Consider the following 25,151-nt stretch of genomic DNA (forward strand, 5'->3'; position numbering starts at 1 on the left):
TCCTTTCGGAATTGAAAAAGAAGCCTAACCGAGAGCGCGGAGTTCAGGCAACCGAGACCTTGCTTCCGGGAGAGGGAATCAGCATGGCGTCTTCAGCCTGCATGCCGGCGGCCAGGAAGGGCACCAGCCGGGCCGCAATCTCCTGAACGGTGGTTTCAACACCCAGCTTGTTCTGCAGTATGTCTCGCAGGGCATCGCTGCTGGACATGGTGAACGCCGTTGCCCCGAGCATGAACTGGATGCGCCAGTAACGGTCGACCGACGACAGCTGCGGTGTGGCTTCCTTGAGAAGCCGCATGAAACGACTGAACGGCTCGCTGTACTCCTGCTCCAGAAACTTCCGGAGGTGCCCCTGGGACTGGGTGTAGGCAAGGCCCAGCAGGCGCATGAAGATCGAGATACCCTTCTCGTTCCGCTGGGGCATTCGCACGGCGCTTTCTGTCAGGGCCCAGAGAGTCTGGTTCAGCGTTGGCGGCTTACCATCACAGCGCTCTTCAAGCTCGTCAAAGGCATTTTCCAGGGTTGCCGAAAACGGCGTCAGAAACCGTGCAAAAACGGCGTGAATCAACGCGTTTTTTGAACCAAAGTGGTAATTGACAGCAGCCAGATTTACTTTAGCCTTACTGGTAATCATGCGAAGCGAGGTTTCGGAAAAACCACGGTCGGCAAACAGCTCTTCGGCTGCATCGAGAATCCGGTCAACGGTGTCAGATTGCGCCATTTTGTTTCAATGCCTCTAGCAAACGTCTGTTTGAAACATACGTTTGAACCGAAGCCATGTCAAGTTCTCGGCTCGGGCTCTGCCGCAACCTCCCGCCAGCCACGATCAATGGCGCTCTGATTGCCCTCAAAGAAAGCCTTCTGGACCCGACTGTACGCCTTCTCCGCCTCCAGCAGGTATATCAGGTACAGCCGCACGTGCTCCCGCCGGTTCAGTTGGCGGGACAGGGAGCGGTTTTCCGACAGCCTCAGCAGATGACTGAAGCGGGCGTTTCTCAGAGCGGGATTAAAATCGGACATCTGCGCGCACTGCCAGATAAGCCCGTCCGTGCCCTCCAGGTGCGCCACATGCCGCCTCGCCTCCCGAAGCATCCGCTGACGGGTAACGATGAGATCCAGATAGGACGGCCTGGAGGTGTAGATATGCCGAACGGAAGGAATTCCCAGCAGCAGGATGATGACAAAAGCCCCGAACCCGCCGCCGGCAATCCAAGCCGGGACAAATCCCGTCAAACCGCTCAGGAACACGAGGGCGGCAATCAGTGCGCTGAATAGCCAAAGGTCCCGGCTCCTGCGCGCTTCGGCCATAGTGTAATTATCCGGCCAGTCGTTCATGGCCAGTAGATCAAAATCCATCAGCAGTACCCGGTCGCATTGTCGCAACATCAGCCGAAGCTTGCGTTGCCGGGACTCCGCCACCACCTGCTCTGAACTGCCGCTGTTTTTTTCACCGCCTTCGTCGGGCCCAGCCTGAAGGTCAGGCACTGCTGACGGATCGGATCCAGGCTCCGACACCGCGGAGTCCACAGTGCCCTCCGGGTCAGGGTCAGGCACAGAGGGCGAAGGGCGGGCAGATGTCGCCGGGGCCCCTGGCACCGGATCCGCCGGCCGGCCGGGCCGCAATACCGGCGCCCGGGCAGGCGTTTTGGCTTGTGAGGCATTGCTCTGGTTTTCTGCCATGGCAGCGTGTCCGGATCAAAATGGGTTATACCAGGTATCGACCATCAAGCCGTATTCTTGAATCCTTTGCTGCCGCCTTGGCATCGGGCGGCCCGCTCGCTATCCTTTGCGCTCCTGCCATACTGGCAGCGGCACACCATACGATGAGGTCAGGTTATGTTCACAGGCATTGTTCAGGGTATCGCAACCATTGAAGAGGTCACTGCCGAACCCGGTCTTAGCACCTTTGTTGTCCGCTTCCCGGCAGACCGCGTTGACGGCGTCAGCATCGGCGCATCCGTGGCTATCAATGGCACCTGTCTGACCGTCACCCGCCAGCAGGGCAGCTCGCTTTGCTTTGACGCCATGCAGGAGACGCTGAGACTGACCACACTTGGGGGCCTGAAAGCCGGGGACGTGGTGAATTTCGAGCGCGCGGCCCGTATAGGGGATGAGATTGGCGGGCACCTGCTGTCTGGCCATGTTCACACGACCGCCGAAATCGTGGAAATCCTGCGGCCGGAAAACAACGTCACCCTCTGGTTTGCCGTACCCGATGAGTGGACCCGCTACATTTTCCCCAAGGGCTACATTGCCGTTAATGGCGCCAGCCTGACCATCGGAGAAGTGCGGGGTAACCGGTTCAATGTCCACCTGATTCCGGAAACCCTCCGGGCCACAACCTTCGGCGCCGCCCACGAAGGCCAGCGGGTTAATATCGAAATAGACAGTCAGACCCAGACAATCGTCGATACCCTGGCACGAATGGGTTATGACCGACCGGCCCCTACTGTTTAATCAACGAGCAGCCCAGACAGCGGTTAGTCAGCCAGTCGGCGATTGCCAGCCTGGAAGACCACGAACTTGGGACTGGCATCGATCTGATCGACCGATGAGAAATACCGCCGCAGGCTACGGTGATAGCCCAGGTGCCGGTTTCCAACCATCAGAAAGACTCCCCCTGGTGCCAGATGCCGGGCGGCCTGGTCGAACAGGCGCTGAGCAATATGATCGCCGACCACCCCACCTTCGTGAAACGGCGGATTCAGGAGTATAAGGTCAAATTTGTCCTCGCCGGGCCCGATACCATCGGCATGTATAAAGGCCTGCAGGGCACCAGGAAACGACCGTTCGACATTGTGGCGGGCGCTGACCACCGCCTGACTGGACACATCGCTGAAGCACACCTGCAGGTCCCGCCGCACCGCCAGCGCGGCCAGGCCAAGTACGCCATTGCCACAGGCGAGATCGAGAATACGGGTGCCGGGTTCGGCCCTGGCCGCAGCGTTCGCCACATGGGGCATGAGTAACCGGGTGCCGATATCCAGCGTTTCCCGGGCAAACACCGCCGGCAGCGCCTCAACCTCCAGATCGCGCTGACCGCTTACAACGTAGCCTTTCCAGGTCCCCGGCCAACCGGCAAGATCGGCACGCCCCTTCCGGCAACGAATAACCCGTGCTTTCTTCCGGGCAGGCAACACCTGCTCGGTGTGAACGGCTTCGGCAAACACCTCCACGCTTCTGGCCGGCACGTGTTTGATCATCCCGCCCGCAAGCAGAACACCGGATTCTGCCAGAACGCCATTGAGCCAGCGCAGCAGCCAGGCCAGATAGTCCGCCTGCCTTGGTATCCGCAGCACCACGAGCTCAAAAGGCCCGGAGGGCGGGTTAAGCCAGCTATACACCGGGCCCGGCGCGACCAGAGTAGGATTGAGTGGCGCATTGCTGCTCAGCGCTGAGTCCAGCGTGGCGCTGTCGGCAACGACGACCGGCGAGAGGCCTGAGAGACCGAGCGACAGGGCGCCGAATTGATCGTCAACAATCAATATTCTGGGCCCGGTAACATCAGCGGCGGCTTTCAGGGCCTCCTCGATCAGAAGCTCGTCCGCCGCATCCCAGGCCCGCAGTTCCGGGGCGGTCGTTCCGGGTCGGCTCAGGGTCAGGTTTTTGGTGGAAGTACCGTCGGAATAAACCAGTTCGGCAGTTGTCATTTCGGGGGTCCTGCGGGCGCTTTTCATAAAAGCGTCATTTTAGGCTGATTATTCTAGAAATTAACCCTAGAGTTGCAGGTGTTCACGCTGAATACCCCCTTTTTTCCGGTTAGCTCCGTTGTTCTGGATGCAAACCTTTCGCCCCTCACCCCAGGGGCTTTTTTTATTTCAGGGCTGACGAAACGCCCGATACACGGTGAAGCGCCGGTCTTCCCGCAACCGCTCGACCGGACCGATGCAGCGCTTCATCAGGGGTTCATAGGGCAGGAAGTTGTTGGCCACCAGGCGAACCTCACCACCGGGAGTCAGGTGTCGCACCACCTCGCGAAGAAACCGCTCGGTCATGGACATATCGGTTCTGACGCCGCTATGGAAAGGCGGATTACTGAGGATCACCGGCCATACACCCCCGACATGAGTGAGGCCGTCCGACGCCATTATGTCACCGGAAACACCGGCACGCCGGTAGGTTGCCCGCGCGCAGGTGATGGCCTGGGACTGAACATCCACCCCATCGACGGTGAGTGACGGCAGCGCCATCTGTTTTTGCCGGGCCTCAAGCCAGGCGCCGATGACGCCGGCACCACAGGCGAAGTCGAGAACGCGGCTGGCTTGCAGAGGCTGGTCGCTGAGGGTGTCAAGCAACATCCGGGTGCCGTCGTCGAGCTCTCCGTGGCTGAAAACACCCGGCAGCCCTGCCACGTCCACCTGAATGCCCCCGCACTCGATACCGGTCCAGCTCAGCCAGTCCTGGAGATCAAACCCGGGCATCGGCTCCACCGACTCTGCGCACCAGACCTGGCAATGCCGGGCACTGTCCACCTTGGTCGCTTGCGGAACCGCCGCCTTCAGCTGTTTGACAGCCCCGGCAATACCCTCCTTCTTCTCGCCAACAAGGACCAGACTGGCGTCTTTCGCCGCCAGCCAGCGCGCCAGGGCCAGGCGCAATTCCAGCTCAGCCCTTGCCTTGGGCAGGAACACCACCAGGGTATTGAAGCGGCCGGCATCCAGAGTCGGGTCCTCATAGCCAAAACAGACCTTCCAGCCATCTCGCCCGCGCAAGGTTTCGCAGACCCCGGCATGCTCACTCATAGCCATGCCGCTGGCCCCGGAAAGTTCGGACAGCAAGCCCGAGGAAGTCACACCCAACAGGGCCACCTCACCCGTGAGCAAGTGGCGGTTCTTCAGCAAGGCTTCGTGGGAGTTGGGCAAAGACATTGAACAGGTAATCCCGCTTGGGTGGCTCGGAAACGGGATACTTTAACCGGAATGCGCCCCCGAGTCTTGCACGCCGAACCAGACACCGAGGGTCAGAAAGTGGCACTAATCACGTTTTTTTGACGCTATTTTACATTATTTTCTATGCGGTCTTTTGACGCCCGGAACGCACTGGCCGGAGAACCAGTTCATCCAGACTGGTTTGCCGGACCATTTCAAGACCTTCCTCACCAGCCACCGACAACCCCATATCCCGGAGAATGCCGTCCGCCACATCGTAGACAAAACCATGCACCGTCAAGGGCTGGCCTCGCTTCCAGGCGTCCTGCACGATACTGTTCTGGCAGACATGCCCCACCTGTTCAACGACATTCAGTTCGCACAGACGGTCTATCCGGTCCTGCACGCCTGGCAGGGCATCGAGCACCTCCTGATGGCGGTCGCGCACGTCCTGCACGTGTCGCAGCCAGTTGCTGATCAGCCCGAAACCTTCATTCAACAGTGCCGCCCGGACACCACCACAGCCATAATGCCCCACCACCAGAATGTGCTTGACCTTCAGCACATCGATGGCGAACTGGAGCACCGACAGACAGTTGAAATCCGTGTGCACAACCACGTTGGCCACGTTCCGGTGGACAAACAGCTCACCAGGCATCAAATCGACAATCTGGTTGGCCGGAACGCGACTGTCTGCACAGCCAATCCAGAGATATTCCGGGGCCTGCTGATTCGACAGCCGATGGAAAAACTGCGGGTCCATGGCTTTGATGCCATCGGCCCAGTCGCGGTTCTTTTCAAGAAGGTGGTCAAGCTGACCCATTGTTCTACTCCGTTAAGTGGTTCCCCACCGCCGATTGAACGGGAATCATGCCCCCAAAGCAATACCTAGATCGTCTGAGTCTCCGCCTCAACCTCGCCATGAGGCTGGTGCATGGTGGTCTGGGCCAGATCCAGAAGTTCCCGCAACGCCACCGAGAACATCGCATATTCCGGCTCTCGCACCCCCTTGAGCTCTGACAGCATGGATTTCCAGCGGTCAATCATTGGCTGTTGCCGTGCCATCCAGGCCTCAACACAGGCCGGCACGTCCTCGGGTTTTTCCGCCAGCTTCAGTACCCCCGTGGTCAAGGCCCGCTGCTGCCAGTCCAGATCCTCACGGAAGCTTTCCCTGGCCAGTGCCTGCCAGTGAGAAGCGGGCGCCAGGGCGGCAATGGCATTGGCGAACCAGCTCAGATCAAGGCGGTCACCCAGTTCGTAGTACAGATTAGCAACCGTCTTCAATGGCATACCCGACGCTTCCTGCGCTTCGATAATGCCAAGGGATGAATACAGGTGCCCGGTGCCGGAAACCACAGACGCCAGCTCGGTCGGTAATCCCGCGTCCACCAGTCCCTGGTGCCGCTTCTCCCAACTGATCCGCGCCTGCTCGCCCAGATATTCCGGCAGGCCTGCGGTAATCGCCCACACGCTGTCGGCAAAGCGCTCCATGTGATTCTGGATACTCAGCTCCGCCCTGCGGTTACGCAACAGCCAGCGCACCGAGCGGCGCATCAGCCGCATCAGATCCTGCATCAGCTGCATCTGAAGCTGCGCCGGCACGTGGAAATCCAGATCTTCAATGCGGTCCCACCAGTTATCAATCCGGAAAACGTCCCGGGCAATAATCCAGGCCAGCGCAATGGAGGCGGCGTCAGCACCGGTAGACTGATTAAGTCGCTCGACAAAGGTAATCCCCATGTGATTAACCATGTCATTGGCAATCTGGGTGGCAATGATTTCGCGGCGTAACTGGTGTTCGCCCAGCTCCTTCGCAAATTTCTGGTTCAGGTCCCGCGGGAACACCTTGAACATCTCGCCGGCCAGCATCGGGTCGTCTGGCAGTGAGCTGTTGATCAGGGTCTGCTTGAGATCGCCCTTCACATAGGAGATCAGCACCGACAGCTCAGGCCGGGTCAGCCCTTTCTTGTCCAGCTTTCGCTCAGACAGGGTGTCGTCATCCGGCAGGAACTCCAGGGCCCGATTCAGCTTACCCTCACTTTCCATGGTGTTCATCAGCCGGCGATACTCTTCCAGCCGGGTTGCCGCATCCTCATTGGCAATACTGAGAGCCTGGGTCTGGCGGTAGTTATTTTTCAGGACCAGCTCCCCAACGTCGTCGGTCATTTCCTCCAGCATGATGTTGCGCTGCTTGAAGGTGAGGTCACCCATGGCCATTGCCCGGTTGAGCAGGATCTTCATGTTGACTTCATGGTCGGAGCAGTCAACGCCACCGGAGTTGTCGATGAAATCGGTATTCAGACGACCGCCCCTTAAGGCGTATTCAATGCGCCCGAGCTGTGTCAGCCCCAGGTTTCCACCCTCGCCGACCACCTTACAGCGCAGCTCGGCACCATTGATGCGCAGGCCATCGTTGGCCTTGTCGCCGACATCGCCATGGGATTCGCTCGTTGCCTTCACATAGGTGCCGATACCGCCCACCCAGAGCAGGTCCACCTGGGCCCTGAGAATATGAGAAATCAGCATATTCGGCGGTACCCGGTCAGACTTGATGTCCAGCAGCTTCTTCACTTCCGGGCTGACCGGAATTGACTTGGCACTCCGGCTGAAAACGCCGCCACCCCTGGAGATGAGTTTGGGGTCGTAATCGGTCCACGCAGACCGGGGCAAGGCGAACAGCCGCTTGCGCTCCTTGTAGCTCTGCTCCGGATCGGGCGCCGGATCGATAAAGATATGGATATGATTGAACGCGGCCACCAGTTTGGTTTTTTCCGATGACAGCAGACCATTGCCGAACACGTCGCCGCCCATGTCACCAATGCCGATGGCGGTGAATTCGTCCAGCGCCGGGTTAATGCCCATTTCCCGGAAATGGCGCTCCACAGAAACCCAGGCACCCCGGGCGGTAATGCCCATCTTTTTGTGGTCGTAGCCATTACTTCCGCCGGAGGCAAAGGCATCGCCCATCCAGAAGCCGTATTCCGCAGCCAGGCCATTGGCAATGTCCGAGAAGGTTGCCGTACCCTTATCCGCGGCCACGACCAGGTAATGATCATCCTCATCGTGCCGGATGACTCGCTCCGGCGGCTGGATGCCGGCATCGACCAGGTTATCGGTGATATCCAGCAAGCCGCGGATAAAGGTTTTATAGGCTTCGATGCCCTCCGCCTGGAAGGCCTCGCGATCCGAAGGGTCTGGCAGCCACTTGGCGACAAAACCGCCTTTGGCACCGACCGGAACAATCACCGCGTTCTTGACCTGCTGCGCCTTCACCAGGCCCAGAATCTCGGTCCGGTAATCCTCGAACCGGTCCGACCAGCGCAGGCCGCCCCGGGCCACCTTGCCGCCGCGCAGATGGACACCCTCTACCCTCGGCGAGTACACGAAGATCTCGAACATCGGCAGCGGCAGCGGCACATCCGGAATCTCTGAGGGATCGAACTTCACGCTGATGTAGGATTTCGGCCCGCCTGCCTCGTTCAACTGGTAATAGTTGGTGCGCAGGGTGGCCTGGATCAGTTCCAGGTAAAGTCGTAGCACCCGGTCTTCACTGAGGTTATCCACCTCTTCCAGGCCGGCGTTGAACTCAATCTCCAGCTTTTGCTGCGCGGCCTGGCACTTGCCCGGGCTCTGGTAACGGGCCGGATTGAAACGGACTTCGAAAAATTCCAGTAGCAGCCGGGTCAGCTCAACATGATTCACCAGCGTATTGGAGATAAAGGTCTGACTGTTGGAGAAACGGATCTGGCGCATGTAACGGGCGTAGGTCCGCAGCAGCGCGATTTCCCGCCAGCTCATGTAGGACGACAGCAGCATCCGGTTGAAGGCGTCGTTTTCGGCCTCCCCATACCAGACCCGGCGGAACAACTCCTCGAAAATCGGCCGGATACGGTGAATATCCACCACATCGCCGGTGTGGGCCTGAAGGGTGAAATCGTGAATCCAGACCGCCTTGTTATTGCGGTTTGTCACGCCGAAGGGGTGCTCACCGAGAACCCGGAAGCCGAGATTATCGAAAATCGGCATCACGTCTGACAGCGGCAGCGGCTGGTCCGGATAGAACAGTTTGAAGTGGAGGGTGCTCTCATCCTCTTCCAGCGCCCGGTAAAAGCTCATGGCGAGGTCGCCCCGGGTGGCGGCCGCCGAAATGTGCTCGAGATCGATCGCCGCTCGCCTCGCCGAGAACATATCGGTATAGCTGGCCGGGAACCCGCCGGCCCAGAGCCGATAGAACTCGTTGCCCTGCTCTTCGCCGTAGGCCTCACTCAGGGCCTCCGACAACCCGTCACGCCAGGACTGCGCCAGTTCTATGACTTTTTCGCGGATCTCCGCCGTTGGCAACTGGCGGTTCTCAACCTGGGGTACCCGGATGGTAAACTGCACCCGGGCCAGCACAGACTCCGAGAAATGGGTAACAAATTCGACATCCTCCGCTCCAAGCCGGTCGATCAGCACCTGCTCCACTTTCAGACGGAGCTCGGTGTTGTAGATGTCCCGTGGGAAAAACGCCAGGCAGGTAACGAACTGGCCGTACACGTCCTCCCGCATGAACAGCTCAATACGACGACGTTCCTGAATATAGAGAATACTTTTTGCCACTCTGAGCAGCTCGTCCGGCTCGATCTGGAACAGCTCATCCCGGGGATAAAGCGTCAGGATCTGCTCCAGTTCCTTGCCGGCATAATCATCCCGCAGAAAACCGGAACGCTTCATGACGCTCTGGAACTTGCGACGAAGCAGGGGGATTTCATCCGGACGCTCGTTGTAGACCCGGGCGGTATACAGACCCAGGAAGCGGCGCTCGCCGACAACCTCGCCCTTGCTGTTGAACTTCTTGACGGCAATGTAGTCCGGGTAGGCCGGGCGATGGACCCGTGAGCGCTGGGCCGATTTGGCGAAGATAAAGATATCATCGGTGCGGGTCATCTCATGCCGGGTACGCTGGGGCAACTCGTTTAGGCGAACCCGATCCGGCCGTTCGTTGTTGACCCGCAGTATACCGAGCTCGGAGTTCTCAACTCGCCGGACCACCATGCCGCTCTTGTCCTTGGCGAAGTCGTATTCGTCGTACCCGAGAAAGGTAAAGTGGTCCCGTGACAGCCACTCGAGAAAAGCCCGGGCCTCCTCCTTCTGCTCCTCATTGATACCCGCGGTGGTGCTGTCCAGTTCCCCGATGATCTCGGTAACCTTCTCAGAAACCACCGGGAAATCGGAGACTGCGATCCGGACTTCATGCAGCACGTTCTGCAGGGCATTTTCCAGGTCCCGCAGATCTTCCGGATTGCTGTGACGGTCAATTTCCAGAACGATGAAAGCCTCGTAGGCCGATCCGGAGGCACTCTTCTTGGTGGCATGCAGCTTTTTCAGCTTGCCACCGCTGTCCCGTTCGACCTGCAGAATCGAATGCTGAATCGAGTGGGTGCCAATTTCCCGCTGATTGATGGCAATGCGCAGGGAGTCAATCAGAAACGGGATATTGGGGTGCAGAATGAAGACCACGGTGTGGGTCGACTGCCAGCCGTCGCTTTCAAGATCGGGGTTGAAAACCGCCACCGACGTTTCTTCGACGGAGCGCTTCTGCAGGAATTTCCAGGCTGCCAGCACGGCACCGTAGGTATCGGCGAATCGTCGGCTGACCAGCTCTTCCAGGGGAATGTGGGCGTAATGTTGCTTGGCAAATTCGCTGATTTTCTTGGCTTCGGTTTTGGTAATCTTCTTTGCGAAGGCCTCAGCCAACTGTTCAAAGAACTGATCCTTGCTGGCCACTGTCAGCGCATTCATGGTCGACCTCAGTAAGTGTGAATTAAACGTAATCACGGTATCGTCACATAAGCATAGTCAAACCCTTGATTTTTGCCGGCCAGACGCCAAAACTGCGGCAACTACCTACGCAAGATACGGGTTTCTCCAGAAAAACCTCATGAGAGGGAGCAGTCACTTCCAATGTCGTTACAGCATACGTTCGGTGAGTTACGGGGACAGTTAGCCAAACGGATAATCGGCCAGGAAAAACTGGTGGACCGCCTGCTGATTGCCCTGCTCGCAGATGGACATCTGCTTGTCGAGGGTGCCCCGGGCCTGGCAAAGACCACCGCCATCAAAGCCCTTGCAGACCACCTGGACGGCGACTTTCACCGCATCCAGTTCACTCCGGACCTGCTGCCGTCCGATGTCACTGGCAGCGAGATCTACCGGCCGGAGACCGGCCAGTTCGAGTTTCAGCGCGGTCCGATTTTCCACAACCTGGTACTGGCCGACGAGATCAACCGGGCCCCCGCCAAGGTACAGTCGGCATTGCTGGAAGCCATGGGCGAACGACAGATCAGCGTGGGCATGCGCACCTTCCATCTGGAACAGCCATTCATGGTGATGGCCACCCAGAACCCGATCGAACAGGAAGGCACCTACCCGCTGCCCGAAGCGCAGCTGGACCGGTTTCTGATGCACGTGGTGATTCACTACCCGTCGGCCGAAGCTGAAAAAGCCATTCTCCAGCTCGCGCGGAACGATTACCGCCAGGGCCTGCCCAAAACAGACCTTCGCCTCACCGCCGAACAGGTGTTTGCCGCCCGGACGGAGGTCGCCGATATCTTCATGGCCGAGGCCGTAGAGCAGTACCTGCTGGCGCTGGTGCTGGCCACCCGGGACCCGGCAGCCCTGGATCCGGAGCTGGCACGCTGGACAGCCTTTGGCGCCAGTCCCCGGGGCACCATCGCCCTTGATCGATGCGCCCGTGCCCTGGCCTGGCTGGACGGCCGGGACTACGTGACCCCGGACGACGTTCGCGCCATGGCCTTCGACGTACTCCGGCACCGGATCCTGCTCACCTTCGAGGCCGAGGCCGAGGGCATGACGGCAGACACCGTCATTGAGCGGCTGATCGAACGTGTTCCGGTGAGTGCCTGAGGCCAACGACGGAAGCAATTCGCGGGAGCCGTCAGGAATGGTGAACACCGAAGCACTAACCCACATAGCCCTGCCCGACCTGATCCGTCTGCAGGCCGATGCACGGGCGTTGAAACTGCCCTCTGCCCGGCCGGTCCGGTCCCGCCAGGCCGGCCTCCAGCGCTCGCCCCAGCGGGGCCGCGGCATGGCCTTTGCCGAAGTCCGGCTCTACCAGCCGGGCGATGACATCCGCAGTATCGACTGGCGGGTGACGGCACGACGGCAGGCACCGCACACCAAACTGTATGAAGAGGAAAGGGAGCGGCCGGTGCTGCTGCTCTGCGATCTCGGGCCCAGCCTGTTTTTTGCCAGCACGGGCGCCTTCAAGCAAGTGCGCTGTGCCCAGCTTGCCTCGATACTCGCCTGGCTGGCCCTGTGGTCCGGAGACCAGGTGGGTGGCATTGTCTTCAACGGCGAATCCCTGAGCGTTCAGCGCCCGGCGCGGCGCAAAAAATCGGTGCTTCGACTCCTGGACACGCTGGCGGAGCAGCAACGCACAGACAGCCGGGAACTGGCCTCCATCGGTGCCTCCAGCCAGACCCGGCTGGATACCGCCCTGACCGAGGCTCGCCGGGTTGCGCACACGGGCAGCCGGATCTTCGTGATCAGCGACTTTCTGGAAATCTCGCCGGACACCGGGAAATTACTGGGCGCCCTCGCCCGCCACAACTCGGTCAGCGCCCTGAGAGTGCTCGACCCCCTGGAAGAAGAACTGCCGAAAACCGGGCGGTTTGCGGTCGCCGGGCCCAACGGCCCGGTCTGGTTTGATGCCGCGAACCCGCGTTTCCAGCAGGCCTGGCACGCCAAAGTGGCCAGCCACCAGCGGCAACTGGAAGACTGTTTCAGGACCTCCGGCGTTATCGCGGCCAGTGTCTCGACCGGGGAGGACCCGGCGACAGCTCTGAAGGCACTGCTGGGGCCGGGAGGGCGAATCGGATGAATCCGCAGGATCCACTCAGCCAACTCCGGGACATTCATCTGCCAGAGCCCGGCGGTTTCTGGCCTCCGGCGCCCGGCTGGTGGGTTCTTGCCCTTCTGGCGACCGCGCTTCTCGCAACCCTGATCTGGCTGGCAATCAGGCGCAGACGCCGGAATCGCTGGTTCCGGGCGGCCGGGGCACAACTGGCAGGGCTTGAGCGCTCGGCCGCCCAGGAACCCTGGTGGTTTATGCAGCTCAATACGCTCCTGAAACAGGCGGCCCGGGAACGGTACCCCGAGTCACACCCCGAAGCGCTGACCGGCGATGCCTGGGTAGAATTTCTGCTGGCCACTGCTCCCAAACACCGGATCGCGTCCCGACCGGTGGTGGAAGCTCTGGTTGAAAGTGCCTGGCGGCCTTCGGTCTCAACGGAGCCCGCCCAGGCACTGGCCTTTGCCAGGCAGTGGCTGGGAGGTCAGAAATGCTGAACCTCGCCTGGCCCTGGGCACTTGTTCTGGTGGCCCTTCCCTTCGTTCTGCAATGGCGTAAACCACGGGGGCAGTCGGTGGATGCGCCGGTGTTGCCGGTTGGCCACTGGCTGTCGGGCCTGCCCGGCGTCACTCGCCGGGGCAACGCTGTGCCCCTGTGGCAGAAACTGCTGTTATTGCTGCTGTGGGTGTTGTTCGTGACCGCCCTGGCACGGCCCCAGTATGTTGGTGAAAAAACCCGAATGCCGGTGACCGGCCGCGACCTCATGCTGGTGGTGGATATTTCGCCCAGCATGGACGAGCAGGACATGATCCTGAATGGCAGGAGCATCAACAGGCTGCAGGCGGTCAAACAGGTTCTGGATGATTTCATCGCCCACCGCAAGGGCGACCGGTTGGGTCTGATCCTGTTCGGCACAGAGCCCTATGTCCAGGCGCCGCTGACCTTTGACCTGGAAACGGTCAGGACCCTGATGCAGGAAGCCGGGCTCGGAATGGCCGGCCGGGCCACCGCCATAGGGGATGCCATTGGCCTTGCCACCAAGCGCCTGCGGGACCGACCGAAAGACCAGCGTGTGGTGGTGCTGCTCACCGATGGCGCCAACACCGCCGGCGAAATCACACCGGACAAAGCCGCCGAGATTGCGGCTGCTGCCGGCGTGCGCATCTACACCATCGGTATCGGCGCCGAATCCATGGTGCAACGGGGCCTGCTGGGCTCCCGCCGGGTCAACCCCTCCCGCGATCTGGACGAAGCGCTGTTGACCCGAATTGCTCAACAGACCGGTGGTCAGTATTTCCGGGCGCGCAGCCTGCCGGAACTTGAACTCATCTACCAGAGCATCGATCAGCTAGAACCCATCGAACTGGAAGGCAAGTTCTATCGCCCGGTCACTGAACTCTATGCCTGGCCGGCCGGGCTTGCCGTTGCCCTGTGGGCGATGTTGTTTGTTTATCGGCGTTTGGGCCTGATGCTGGCCGCGCGCCGCCAGCAAAAGGAGGGCGAACCGGATGTTGGCTGATTTTCATTTCCTGCGCCCGCTGTGGCTGCTTCTGATTCTGTTGCTGCCGCTGATGTATCTTGCCTTCCGCCAGCTACGACTTGGCGACAGCGGCTGGTCCCGGCTGATTCCGGCTCGGCTATTGTCGCCCGTTATCCGCCACGATGGCACCTCCGGCAAGAGCGCCAAGTCCCCTCTTGCGCCGGCGACTATCGCCCTGATTGTCCTGGCCATTGCCCTGGCCGGTCCGGCCTGGCGGCAGGCACCGACACCGCTGAAAAAACCGGGGGACAGCCTTGTGATTGCGCTCGACCTGTCACTGTCCATGCTGGCGACCGATGTCGAGCCAGACCGCCTTACCCGGGCCAAACGGAAAATCCGGGATATTCTGGCGGCACGGGAGGGCAGCCTGACCGGGCTACTCGTCTACGCCGGCGATGCCCACGTGGTCACACCACTGACCGAGGACGCCAGAACCATAGAAGCCATGCTGGATGTGCTCGACCCGGTCATAATGCCTGCCACCGGCAACCGGGCCGACATTGCTGTGGCCAGTGCAGTCGATCTGCTGCAACAGGGCGCCCCCGGTGACGGCCGGATTCTGCTGATCACTGACCAGGTCAGTGAACGCTACCGACCTGATATACGGCAAACCCTGTCCGGAACCGGCTATGCCCTCAGTACGCTGGTCGTCGGAACCGAGGAAGGCGGTCCCATTCCCCTGGCCCGCCGCGGCTTCATCCGGGAAAATGGCGAGATTGTGATCAGCCGCGCCACCCCCGCCGCCCTGGCGGAGCTCGCCCGGAATACGGGCGGCCAAAGCCACCAGTTGACGCTCGATAACACCGACATTAACGCCCTGGAACTCAGTGCCAAAGACTCCGACAACTGGCAGAAGGCGGAAACCGGCCTCACCGTCAGCCGCTGGCAGGACGACGGCTACTGGCTGCTCTGGCTGGCTCTCCCGCTGATCCTCCTCGGCTGGCGGCGAGGCGCCTTCACAGCCCTTGTGATCATCCTTTTGCCGGCGTTTCCGCAACCGGCCGCCGCCATGGGCTGGGATGCGCTTTGGCAGCGCCAGGATCAGAGAGCTCCCGAACTGATCAAACAGGACCCCAGGCAGGCCGCCACCCGGCTGGAGGATCCCGAGTGGAAAGGCTCGGCACTGTACCGGTCTGGCCAGTTTGAGGCCGCAGCCAAGGCATTTTCCGGGGCTGAAGGGCCCCGTGCTGCCTACAACCGGGCCAATGCACTGGCCCGGGCAGGCAAACTGAAAGAGGCCCTGGCAGCCTACGACGCTGCCCTGGCGGCAAATCCGGAGATGGCGGACGCCCGCCACAACCGGAAGATTGTCAAGGAACTGCTGAAGCAGCAAAAGCAGGGCAAAGACGGCAACAAGAGCAACAGCCAGAAAGACTCTTCCGATTCAAAGGGCGACGAAGGCAAAAAACCGCAGAATGGTCAGAACCAATCCGGAGACAATCAGAAACCGGGCGACTCCGGCGGCGACCAGAAGCAGGACTCCGATGCCAGCCAGCGTTCGTCGGGCAATCCCGAAAAGCCCGGCGAACAGAACCGCGAACCGGGCCAGAAAAAGGATGAGCAGAAAGAACAGCCTGCCGAACCGGCCTCCGGACAGCCCGGACAAAAAGAGGCACAAACCGGCGAGGTCCCGGCACCCGCGGCCATTTCCGAGACACCGCTGACCCAGAGCCAGGAACAATGGCTCAGACGGGTGCCTGACAACCCAGGCGGCCTGTTGCAACGCAAGTTTCTGCAACAGTATCAACAACGCCAGACTCCATCCGACGAGGGCGATACACCATGGTAAAACGGTTGATCACATCGGCTGTCTGCCTGTTTCTGCTAATGGCCATCTGGCTGCCGGTTCAGGCACAGGAACTGACGGTCGAGCCTGACAGGACAAAGCTCTACGAGGGCGAGGTACTGACCCTGACCGTCAAGGGCAGCATGGAGCTGGATATCAACCTCAGCAATCTGTTCAATTTCGACCTGTCCAGCCTGCCGAAGCCCGACATCGAAAAGGTCGAGCCCGAGTTCCGGATCCTGGCCCAGAACCAGCAGTACAGCATCAAGACCATCAATGACCAGATGGTGGGTGAGATCACCTGGACCTACCAGCTTGCCCCGACAACCACCGGCAAACTGACCATCCCGGCCCTCACCTTCAATGGCGCGGAATCCAGGCCGGTAACCATCGAAGTCGTGGACGGTACGCCGCCAGAGCAGGCGGGCACCGGCCGGGACAGCTTTATTGAACTGTCTGCCGACAAGGCCGAAGTGTATGTGCAGGAGCAGTTGATCCTGACCGTTCGCCTGTTTTTCCGTGGCAACCTGATCCGGGGCGAACTGTCGGAGCCCCAGCACCCGAACGTGGTTATCGAACCGCTCGGCCGCCAACAGGAATTCTCGCGTTATCGTGACGGCGTGCGCTATCGCGTGGTGGAGCGGCGTTACGCCCTGTTTCCCCAACAGCCCGGCAGCCTCAAGCTGCCTCCGATCCGGTTCGAGGGCCAGGCCCGGGACGCCAACGGTCAACTCAAATTCCTCAGGGACAGCGAGGAGCTGTTTGAAATACCGGTCAAGAAGGTGCCATCGGAGTTCAGCGGGAAAACCTGGTTGCCTGCCAGCAACCTGAGCCTGTCAGACTCCGGGCTGCCGCCCAGCCTCGAGGTGGCAACCGGTGAAAACCTCACCCGGGAAATCCGACTGACAGCATCGGGGTTGCCGGCGGCGACGCTGCCTCCGCTGCCGGATACCACCCCACCGGGCCTGAGAAGTTATCCGGAACAGCCCGAGCGCACCACCGAGACTACCCCGGACGGTCTCAAGTCTTCGCTGACCCAGACCGTTGCTCTGGTGCCCGTCGAACCCGGGCAAATGACTCTGCCGGCGATCCGCATTCCCTGGTGGGATACAACCGCCGACCGGGAGCGGGTGGCCGTGATTTCGGAGAAAACACTGACAGTAACGGCCGCCCAAGGCGCTGCTGCGGTGCCGCCACAGAACACCCCGGAACCCGCCGGGCAAACACCCGAACCTGCCAAGGAGCCGGTTTCACCGGGGATTTCGACACCGGCGCCCAGTCTCTGGTCATTCTGGCCATGGCTCAGCCTGGCATTGGCGGTGTTGTGGGGCGGCACACTGCTGCTCTGGTGGCGGTCCCGGAGGAGCAAGCCGGAAAAACCGCCTGAAACCAGGGAAAACGGGAATGAGAAGATCGCCTTTGACCGGCTGGCCAAGGCAGCTCGGGAAGGCTCAGCAACCACACCGGAACGGCTGGTGGAATGGGCTAACCTGCGCAGCCCCGGGCATGGCTTTCACTCGGCGGCGGAGGCTGCCGGGCATTTCCGGAGCGAGACCCTGGCAACGGAAATGCGCAAACTGCAGGCCCGGCTTTTCGCCCCGACCAGGGACCAGGAGCCCTGGGACGGGGCCCCGCTGGTCAGGATACTGGAAGAAATAAGGGTAACCACCGGAAAGCCTGAGGCCCAAGCTGACCTGCCGCCGCTCTACCCCCGGGGCCTGGCCTAGCCGGCTAACGCCTCCGTTCAGTTGGTCAGTTGCTGGTCGATCACGATGGCGACCGGCTCGCCCTGACTTTTGCCCACGGCCACTGGCTCATCGGTGCCGCCCTGCCAGTCTCCCGGTTGGGCACTGACACTGCCAGACCGGGTCAGCCGCGCTGTGATGACGACCTCTTCGGCGCTTGAGATCCTTGCCCGGGGCGACATGGATTTGCTGTCATCCAGGCGTATTTCTGCGGGCAACTGAGCCGCGGTCAGTCTTGCCACAGCCAGCGGCGGCCCCTGCCGGGCACCAGCCTGGCGCGCAAATACAAACAGTGTGGTATCGGCCGGCACCTGATCCCGGAAGGCCTCGGCAAGGGTTACCCGGACACTGACTCCGGCGCCACCGGCCCCGGGTTGCGCAGCCAGTTCAGGTGGTTCTTCGCCCAGCCGAGTGTAGGCTTCACGGATTCCGCCACGAATGGCGGCAATCTGGGGGTGGTCCGGCGCCACAGCCACAATCCGTTCCCAGTAGTCGATGGCCTTGTGATAGTTCTGCTGGCTGAACGCGTTGATACCAAGCAAGCCAAGGGCATTCACCTCATCGGGGTTCAGCTTGCGAGCCTGTTCGATGGCCGCCGTGACTTCTTCCGTCATGGCACCCTTGCTGTCAAAGAACAGTGCCTGGGCCGCCAGGCCATAGGCAACGGACTCTGCGCGCTTGTCCCCGGAGACACTGGCCGCCAGTTGGCGAAATGCCCAGGCGGCATCAACATAGCGTTCCAGGCGCATGTAGGTGCGGCCGAGCATGGCCCAGCCGTCCGGGTTGTCAGGGCTGGCCTCAAGACGCTCGCGCAGCTGGCCGGCAAGCTCGGTCATCTGCGCCCGCCTTGAGGCATCGGTGGCGTCCATCTTCTGCATGGTGATGAACTGCTCAACCTGGTCCATCGCGCCCCACTGCTGATACAGAAAGAACGTCGCCGCTGGAACCAGAAGAATAGCCACCAGGCCAACCGCCATGGCACTCCTCCGCCCCTTGATCACGGGCTTCAGCTGTTCGTTTTCCGGCACATCATCCAGCATGGCGCCGGCCAGCTCGTCTTTCAGTTGGCGGTAGTTTTCTTCGTCCAGAACGCCGGCCTCGTACTCGCTGTCGAGTTCCTGCATTCTGGAGCGGTAAGCGAGCAGGTTCTGGTTTTTCAGGTCTGCCTGTTTCCTGGCGCCCGCCCGGTGAAAAAAGACCGGGTAAAGCACAAACGCCAGGGCAAGAATGATCAGTACCGTTGCGGCAATCCAGAATGTTTGAGTCATGGAGTTCCAGTCACAGATTCAGAATTAAAAGGGATGGTGGCGTGAACCTCGGGGCCGGTAACAGGGTCAGGACGGTGTATCCTGGTGCTGCCCCGCCAGCATTCTATCCGCGCGGGCCTTTTCTTCCTCGCTCAGCGCCGGGGCATCGGTTCCGGCCCGACGCGAGCGTCTCACCACGCCGACAACCACCAGCAGCCCCACCAGTACGGCGATGGCCGGTGTCGCCCAGAGCAGAATGGTCCGGCTTTCGAATTCCGGTTTATAGCGGACAAACTCACCAAACCGGGCCACCAGTGACTCGACAATGGCCTCATCACTGGCCCCGTCTTTCATCATCCGGTAGACCTCTTCCCGCATATCCGCGGCGATGGGAGAGTTGGAATCGGCAATGTTCTGGTTCTGGCACTTCGGGCAGCGCAGTTCGGCAGTCAGGTTCTGGTAACGCTGCTGCTGGGCCATGGTATCGAAGTCATAAACATCCGCCACTTCTGCCATCGCAGGAGCGGAAATCAGGACAGCAAGGGCAAAACACACAATCCGGATCATCAGCCATTACCCCGGACTTCGTTGATGACCGGCAAGAGTTTCTGCTCCCAGACAGACTCATTGATCACGCCGACATGGCGGTAGCGAACGGTGCCATCGGCATCGATGACGAACGTTTCCGGTGCACCGTAAACACCCAGATCAAAGCCCAGGGTTCCCTTGGGGTCGTATATGGTTTTCTGGTAAGGGTTGCCCAGGTCGTCGAGCCAGACCAGGGCATCATCACGATTGTCCTTGTAGTTGAGCCCGATGATGGGCATGCCTTTTTCTTCCGCAAGCCACATGAGGTCATCGTGTTCCGCCCGGCAGGACGGGCACCAGGTACCCCACACGTTCAGCAGGGTCACCTGGCCGCGAAACAGGCTCTGATCAAGCGTGACATCGGCATTATGCAGATCCTGCAGGCTGAACTCAGGCACCGGTTTACCAACCAGTGCCGACTCCAGTTTGGTGGGATCCCTTCCAATTCCGGCAAACAGCACTACGCCGATCACAACCGCAATGAGCAGGGGAAGAAAGAGCAGGAATCGCTTCATGACACGGCCCCTGCGGAACGGGCGGAACCTGTGTCCGTCACAGCGGCACCGGTATGGGCTTTGCCTTCTGCCCGTTCGCGGATCCGGTAACGACGGTCCGAAATGGCCAGGAAGCCACCGGCGGCCATGAATATCGCGCCCAGCCACAGCCAGCGAATCAGCGGTTTGTATTGCAGGCGGATGGCCCAGGCATCATCCGAGATGCGCTCGCCTATCGCGACAAAGATATCCCGGAACAGTCCGGCATCGATATCCGCTTCGGTCATGACACTCATGCCAACGGAATACTGGCGCTTTTCCGGGTGCAGCTCGGAAATACGTTCGCCATCCAGCAGGACATCAAAGCTGCCGTATTGGGCGGTATAGTTGGCCCCGCGACGCTCGCCCATGTTCTTGAACACAAACTGGTATTCTCCGACCGTGGCGACATCGCCCGGCACCATGCGCACGTCCCGCTCAATGCCGTAATTGGAAACCACCGTGGCCCCGGCCATGGTTATTGCCAGGCCCAGATGGCCGAGCACCATTCCGTAATAGCTGCGGGACTGCCGCTTGAGGCCATGAATGCGCCCGTTCCTGGACGACGATTTGTCCCAGAGATCCCAGAAGGTGGCAACGGTAACCCAGATGGCCGTGAACAGCCCGAGAAACGCCCAGGGCTTGAAGCTCCCGTAACCGATGATCACCGCTGTGCTGGCGACAAGACTGACCGCCAACGGCCACAACAGCTTGCGCCCAAGCCAGCCACCGTCGGTTTTCTTCCAGCGCGAGAAAATACCCGCCCCCATCAACAGGCCTGCTGCCACCGCCAGCGGGCTGAACGTGAGGTTGAAGAATGGCTGACCGATAGACAGCCGGCCCATTTCCAGATAATCCAGAACCAGGGGGTAAAGCGTGCCAATGGCAACCAGCAGGGTGGCGGACACCAGCAGGACATTATTGAGAAGCAGGAAGATTTCACGGGACAGTGACCCGTAGCGGGACCGGACGTGAACCACCGGCGCCCGGAAGGCATAGAGCGCAAGACTGGCAATGATCGTGAATGCCAGCAGGCCCAGCAGGAAGGCGCCCCGCTCCGGATCGGAGGCAAAGGCATGAACCGAGGTCAGCACCCCGGAGCGGACCAGGAAGGTACCCAGCAGGCTGAGTGAGAAGGTAACGATCGCCAGCAGCACGGTCCAGCTCTTGAACACACCACGCTTTTCGGTCACCGCCAGAGAGTGCATGAGCGCAGTACCGGCCAACCAGGGCAACAGGGAGGCGTTCTCCACCGGATCCCAGAACCACCAGCCGCCCCAGCCTAGCTCGTAATAGGCCCACCAGCTACCCAGGGCGATACCCAGGGAGAGGAAGGCCCACGCCACGGTCGTCCAGGGTCGGGACCAGCGCGCCCAGGCGGCATCCAGGCGACCGTTGATCAAGGCAGCGATTGCAAAGGCAAAGGCGACGGCGAACCCAACATACCCCATATAGAGCATGGGTGGATGAATGATCAGGCCGAGGTCCTGCAACAACGGGTTCAGATCCGCGCCGTCTGCGGGCACATTGGGCAACAGGCGATCAAACGGGTTCGAGGTGACCACGATGAACAGCAGGAACCCGACACTGACCATACCCAGCACTGAAAGCACTTGTGAAATCATCACCGAGGGCAGTCGACGGCTGAAGATCGCCACCGCCAGCGTCCAGCCGGAGAGCATCAGTATCCAGAGCAGCAGGGAGCCCTCATGGCCACCCCAGACGGCACTGAACTTGAAGTACCAGGGCAGCATGCTGTTGCTGTTGTTGGCAACATAGGCAACCGAGAAGTCATCGGTGACAAAGGCGTGGGCCAGGATGGCAAAGGCAAGACCAACGAACACGAACTGTCCGGCAGCCAGTGGCCTGGCAAAGGCCTGGAGGTTGTCCCGACCGGTCAGGGACCCTGCCAGGGGCACTACGGAAAGGAGCACTGCCAACAACAGCGCGAGGATCAGTGCAAGCTGTCCGAGTTCGGGATACATCGAAGCCCTCCAGAAACCAGGCGATTAGTTGAAACGTTTAGTAGGTAACTGTGTCGGCGCTGCCGCTGGCCTTGTCAGAGACTTTCGAAGCCTTTTTCAGCGCATCAGCCACTTCCGGCGGCATGTAATTCTCATCGTGCTTGGCCAGCACTTCATCGGCCACGAAGCGACCATTGCTGTTCAGGCGCCCCATGGCAACCACGCCCTGCCCCTCAGCGAACAGGTCGGGAAGAATCCCCGTGTATTCAACGGGGACCGAGGCATTGAAATCAGTCACCCGGAACTGAACCTTGAGACTGTCCGGATCCCGCACAACCGACCCCTCCTCAACCATGCCACCCGCCCGGATTCTGACGTCCACCGGGGCTTTACCGGTGGAAATCTGGGTGGGGTCGTAGAACAGGTTGATATTCTGGCGCAAGGCGTAGGTTGTCAGCGCTACAGCGATGCCCAGCCCCACCAGCAGGAACAGGACAATCGTCAGTCGTTTTTTTCGGATCGGGTGCATCAGCTACCTGCCATTCAGTCTTGGGAAACGTTTACACGGGTGAAGGACGCCGCAGCACCATGGGCAGCCTGCTGTTCGCGTCTGCCGGCCTGAAACTCGTAACCCCGCCGGCAGGACTCAATCACTGCCCTGCGGCGACGTACCGACCAGACCATCATCGCGATCATCAGCAGGAAAAAAGCGCCGTAACTGGCCCAGACATACGGCCCGTGGCCTTCCATCACCAGAAATGCCGAAAAGGAATCGAACGCCATGCTTCAGCCCCTCCCGGCCATGACAAAGTCTTTTACCCAGCGGGTTCGCTGCTCACGGAACAGGATTTCCGTTTGCATCCGCAGGCAGGCCAGCCAACCAAACACCAGGTACAGCCCAAGCACCGAAAGCAGCAACGGAACCCACATTTCCGCTGGCATGGTGGGCTTTTCCGTCAGCTTGAAGGTGGCCGGCTGGTGCAGGGTATTCCACCACTCCACCGAATACTTGATAATCGGGATATTCACCACCCCGACCAGAACCAGCACCGCCACCGCGCGTGCCGCCGACTTTTCATCATTGATCGCCCGGTCCAGGGCGATGACGCCGCCATAAAGGAACAGCAAAATCAGCATGGAGGTCAGCCGGGCGTCCCATATCCACCAGGTTCCCCAGGTAGGCTTACCCCAGACAGCTCCGGTAAACAGCGCGAGAAACGTGAGTACCAGACCAACGGGCGCCACGGCTTTGACAAAAACATCTGCCAGCTTCATGCGCCAGACCAGGGTCACCACCGCCGCGACGGCCATCATGACGTAGATCGACTGGGCAATGAAAGCCGTGGGCACGTGGATAAAAATAATCCGGTAACTGTTGCCCTGGAGGTAGTCTTTGGGTGCGAACGCAAGCCCCCAGACAATGCCTGCCATCAACAGCAGCAAACCCGCCGCCAGCAACCAGGGCATAAGCCGGTTGGCAATCCCGAAGAACCACCTGGGAGAGCCCAGCTTGTGAAAAAATTGCCACATCAGATAGTCACCGTCTTACCGTTACCTTGTTTTAGCCGTTAGACAGGCTGATACGTAGCGCTGCGGCCGATGCAAACGGCGCCAGGGTCAGCGCCAGCACCAGAAATGCCCCCATCAGGGCTACATAAGCACCGACTTCGGCACCGTCTGTAGCGGCCGCCACGGTTCCCGTACCAAAAATCAGTACGGGAATGTACAGCGGAATGATCAACAGGGACAAGAGCACTCCTGCCGAACGTAACCCGAGGGTCAGGGCTGCACCAATCGAACCAATCAGGCTCAGCACCGGTGTACCGATCAGCAGCGTTAGACACAAAACTCCAATGGAGTTCCCGTCAAGATGCACCATCACGCCCAGAACCGGTGTCAGTATCACCAGTGGCAGCCCCGTTAACACCCAGTGCGCCAGGGTTTTCGCCAGCACCAGCAGGAAAAGAGGCTGGGGCTGGAGCACCAGTTGTTCGAGGGTGCCGTCATCAAAATCGTGCCGGAACAGATGATCCAGTGACAGCAACACCGAAAGCAGCGCTGCAACCCACAGGATACCTGCCCCCGCCTCCCTTAGAAATGCCACTTCCGGGCTAACTCCAAGGGGGAAGAGGGTGACAACCATAACAAAGAACAACAGCGGATTGAGCAGATCCTGTCGTTGGCGGAAGGCCACCTTCAAATCACGGGCAAAGACGCCTCGCATAGCTGCCAGGGCGCCTACTGTATCGTCCCTCAATCCCAGAACGGGGCGGACATCAGCATTCATCAGATAATCCTCCGCCCAGAGTAATACGCTGCATGCCCGGCATCCTCAGATCGTGGTGGGTGGTCACAACCACGGCACCACCCTCGGCAGCGCGCTGGCCAAGGAGATGTTCAATGGCGCCGACACCGTCGGCATCAATCGCAGTGAAGATCTCGTCCAGCAGCCACAGGGGCTCATCGGCGATCAGCAGCCTGGCGAGGGCTACCCGCCGTTGCTGGCCCGCCGACAGATTCCGGCAGGGCACATTCTGGAACCCTGCCAGCCCGGTGCCTTCAAGGGCCTGGCGCAGAACCGCTTCGGGAACCGGGCGGCGGCCGGCGGTTAGCGCCCGGAGGTTTTCCACAGGTGTCAGCAACGGCTTGATACCTGGCCGATGGCCCAGATACAGGGTGTTTCTCAGAAATTCTTCACGCCGGCCGGACCTTGGCTGGCCACACCACAGAAGTTCACCGGACCAGGCATCGTTCAGGCCCGCCAGCATTCGCAGCAATGTGGTCTTGCCAGAGCCGTTGGGGCCCTCGACACGGGTAATCGTACCGGGCAGTATGGAGAACGACAGGTCGCGGAACAGAATCCGTTCGTCCCGTTCGCACTGCAGATCGACAGCCTGTAATAGCGGCTCAGACATCAGGGCCCCGTAACCAGGACGATGCGCGGGTGTGCGGCATCGGGTGCATTCGTGACTTGGCCGGCTTGTGCGCAAATACTCACCCATGGCCGGCCGGCGCGGCGTATTAT

General features: G+C 60.5%; 22 protein-coding genes. 7 read left to right on the forward strand and 15 right to left on the reverse strand.

Annotated features, from left to right (window positions below; translation table 11 throughout):
• Positions 1-43 precede the first annotated feature (43 nt).
• Both msub_RS05385 and msub_RS05390 read right to left on the reverse strand, forming a co-directional pair.
• Positions 44-721, reverse strand: coding sequence for a TetR/AcrR family transcriptional regulator (locus msub_RS05385; RefSeq protein ID WP_048495064.1), 678 nt, complete (start codon positions 719-721; stop codon positions 44-46).
• Positions 722-780: 59 nt separating this feature from the next.
• Positions 781-1,680 (reverse strand): hypothetical protein, encoded by a 900-nt coding sequence (locus msub_RS05390; RefSeq protein ID WP_048495065.1) that lies wholly within the window; start codon positions 1,678-1,680, stop codon positions 781-783.
• A gap of 156 nt (positions 1,681-1,836) precedes the next feature.
• Between msub_RS05390 and msub_RS05395 the strand changes: the two genes are divergently transcribed.
• Positions 1,837-2,457 (forward strand): riboflavin synthase, encoded by a 621-nt coding sequence (locus tag msub_RS05395; RefSeq protein WP_048495066.1) that lies wholly within the window; start codon positions 1,837-1,839, stop codon positions 2,455-2,457.
• A gap of 23 nt (positions 2,458-2,480) precedes the next feature.
• Here the strand turns inward: msub_RS05395 and msub_RS05400 are convergent, their stop codons facing one another.
• From msub_RS05400 to msub_RS05415, 4 genes are all read right to left on the reverse strand, one after another.
• Positions 2,481-3,650: a class I SAM-dependent methyltransferase gene (locus msub_RS05400; RefSeq protein ID WP_048495067.1), complete on the reverse strand. Its 1,170-nt coding sequence runs from the start codon at positions 3,648-3,650 to the stop codon at positions 2,481-2,483.
• A gap of 168 nt (positions 3,651-3,818) precedes the next feature.
• Entirely contained in the window at positions 3,819-4,868 is a 1,050-nt protein-coding gene (locus msub_RS05405; RefSeq protein WP_048495068.1) for a class I SAM-dependent methyltransferase, read from the reverse strand.
• A 142-nt stretch (positions 4,869-5,010) separates the two neighbouring features.
• On the reverse strand, positions 5,011-5,691 hold the full coding sequence (gene can, locus msub_RS05410) for a carbonate dehydratase (protein ID WP_048495069.1): 681 nt from the start codon (positions 5,689-5,691) through the stop codon (positions 5,011-5,013).
• Positions 5,692-5,756: 65 nt separating this feature from the next.
• A complete protein-coding gene (locus msub_RS05415; protein ID WP_048495070.1) occupies positions 5,757-10,649 on the reverse strand; it encodes an NAD-glutamate dehydrogenase in 4,893 nt (1,630 codons plus the stop codon).
• Positions 10,650-10,811: 162 nt separating this feature from the next.
• Between msub_RS05415 and msub_RS05420 the strand changes: the two genes are divergently transcribed.
• Genes msub_RS05420 through msub_RS05445 form a run of 6 tightly spaced genes read left to right on the forward strand, consistent with a single transcriptional unit; the run spans position 10,812 to position 17,776 of the window.
• Complete coding sequence (locus msub_RS05420; RefSeq protein WP_048495071.1) at positions 10,812-11,774, forward strand: AAA family ATPase; 963 nt, start codon at positions 10,812-10,814, stop codon at positions 11,772-11,774.
• Positions 11,775-11,811: 37 nt separating this feature from the next.
• The gene (locus msub_RS05425) at positions 11,812-12,753 is read left to right on the forward strand and encodes a DUF58 domain-containing protein (RefSeq protein WP_048495072.1); all 942 of its coding nucleotides are present in this window, start codon (positions 11,812-11,814) and stop codon (positions 12,751-12,753) included.
• Entirely contained in the window at positions 12,750-13,220 is a 471-nt protein-coding gene (locus msub_RS05430; RefSeq protein WP_048495073.1) for a DUF4381 domain-containing protein, read from the forward strand. Before msub_RS05425 ends, msub_RS05430 begins: the two co-directional genes overlap by 4 nt.
• Entirely contained in the window at positions 13,214-14,242 is a 1,029-nt protein-coding gene (locus tag msub_RS05435; protein ID WP_082146411.1) for a VWA domain-containing protein, read from the forward strand. The genes msub_RS05430 and msub_RS05435 overlap by 7 nt, the downstream gene beginning before the upstream one ends.
• Positions 14,232-16,052 (forward strand): VWA domain-containing protein, encoded by a 1,821-nt coding sequence (locus msub_RS05440; protein WP_048495074.1) that lies wholly within the window; start codon positions 14,232-14,234, stop codon positions 16,050-16,052. The genes msub_RS05435 and msub_RS05440 overlap by 11 nt, the downstream gene beginning before the upstream one ends.
• Positions 16,046-17,776, forward strand: a complete 1,731-nt coding sequence (locus msub_RS05445) for a BatD family protein (protein ID WP_048495075.1) — start codon at positions 16,046-16,048, stop codon at positions 17,774-17,776. Before msub_RS05440 ends, msub_RS05445 begins: the two co-directional genes overlap by 7 nt.
• Positions 17,777-17,793: 17 nt before the next feature.
• On the opposite strand, the gene ccmI is transcribed toward msub_RS05445, so the two are convergent.
• From ccmI to ccmA, 9 genes are all read right to left on the reverse strand, one after another.
• Positions 17,794-19,062, reverse strand: coding sequence for a c-type cytochrome biogenesis protein CcmI (gene ccmI, locus msub_RS05450; protein ID WP_048495076.1), 1,269 nt, complete (start codon positions 19,060-19,062; stop codon positions 17,794-17,796).
• Positions 19,063-19,128: 66 nt separating this feature from the next.
• Positions 19,129-19,608, reverse strand: a complete 480-nt coding sequence (locus msub_RS05455) for a cytochrome c-type biogenesis protein (RefSeq protein WP_048495077.1) — start codon at positions 19,606-19,608, stop codon at positions 19,129-19,131.
• Complete coding sequence (locus msub_RS05460; protein ID WP_048495078.1) at positions 19,608-20,144, reverse strand: DsbE family thiol:disulfide interchange protein; 537 nt, start codon at positions 20,142-20,144, stop codon at positions 19,608-19,610. Before msub_RS05460 ends, msub_RS05455 begins: the two co-directional genes overlap by 1 nt.
• Positions 20,141-22,147 (reverse strand): heme lyase CcmF/NrfE family subunit, encoded by a 2,007-nt coding sequence (locus msub_RS05465; RefSeq protein ID WP_048495079.1) that lies wholly within the window; start codon positions 22,145-22,147, stop codon positions 20,141-20,143. Before msub_RS05465 ends, msub_RS05460 begins: the two co-directional genes overlap by 4 nt.
• A gap of 37 nt (positions 22,148-22,184) precedes the next feature.
• Positions 22,185-22,655: a cytochrome c maturation protein CcmE gene (gene ccmE / locus msub_RS05470; RefSeq protein WP_048495080.1), complete on the reverse strand. Its 471-nt coding sequence runs from the start codon at positions 22,653-22,655 to the stop codon at positions 22,185-22,187.
• A gap of 14 nt (positions 22,656-22,669) precedes the next feature.
• Positions 22,670-22,909 (reverse strand): heme exporter protein CcmD, encoded by a 240-nt coding sequence (gene ccmD / locus msub_RS05475; RefSeq protein ID WP_048495081.1) that lies wholly within the window; start codon positions 22,907-22,909, stop codon positions 22,670-22,672.
• Positions 22,910-22,912: 3 nt separating this feature from the next.
• Complete coding sequence (gene ccmC / locus msub_RS05480; protein WP_048495082.1) at positions 22,913-23,656, reverse strand: heme ABC transporter permease CcmC; 744 nt, start codon at positions 23,654-23,656, stop codon at positions 22,913-22,915.
• Positions 23,657-23,687: 31 nt separating this feature from the next.
• Entirely contained in the window at positions 23,688-24,413 is a 726-nt protein-coding gene (ccmB, locus tag msub_RS05485; RefSeq protein ID WP_048495083.1) for a heme exporter protein CcmB, read from the reverse strand.
• Entirely contained in the window at positions 24,403-25,041 is a 639-nt protein-coding gene (ccmA, locus tag msub_RS05490; RefSeq protein WP_048495084.1) for a cytochrome c biogenesis heme-transporting ATPase CcmA, read from the reverse strand. The genes ccmB and ccmA overlap by 11 nt, the downstream gene beginning before the upstream one ends.
• Positions 25,042-25,151 lie beyond the last annotated feature (110 nt).

The sequence above is a fragment of the Marinobacter subterrani genome (assembly GCF_001045555.1).
In the GTDB taxonomy this organism is placed as follows: Bacteria; Pseudomonadota; Gammaproteobacteria; order Pseudomonadales; family Oleiphilaceae; genus Marinobacter; species Marinobacter subterrani.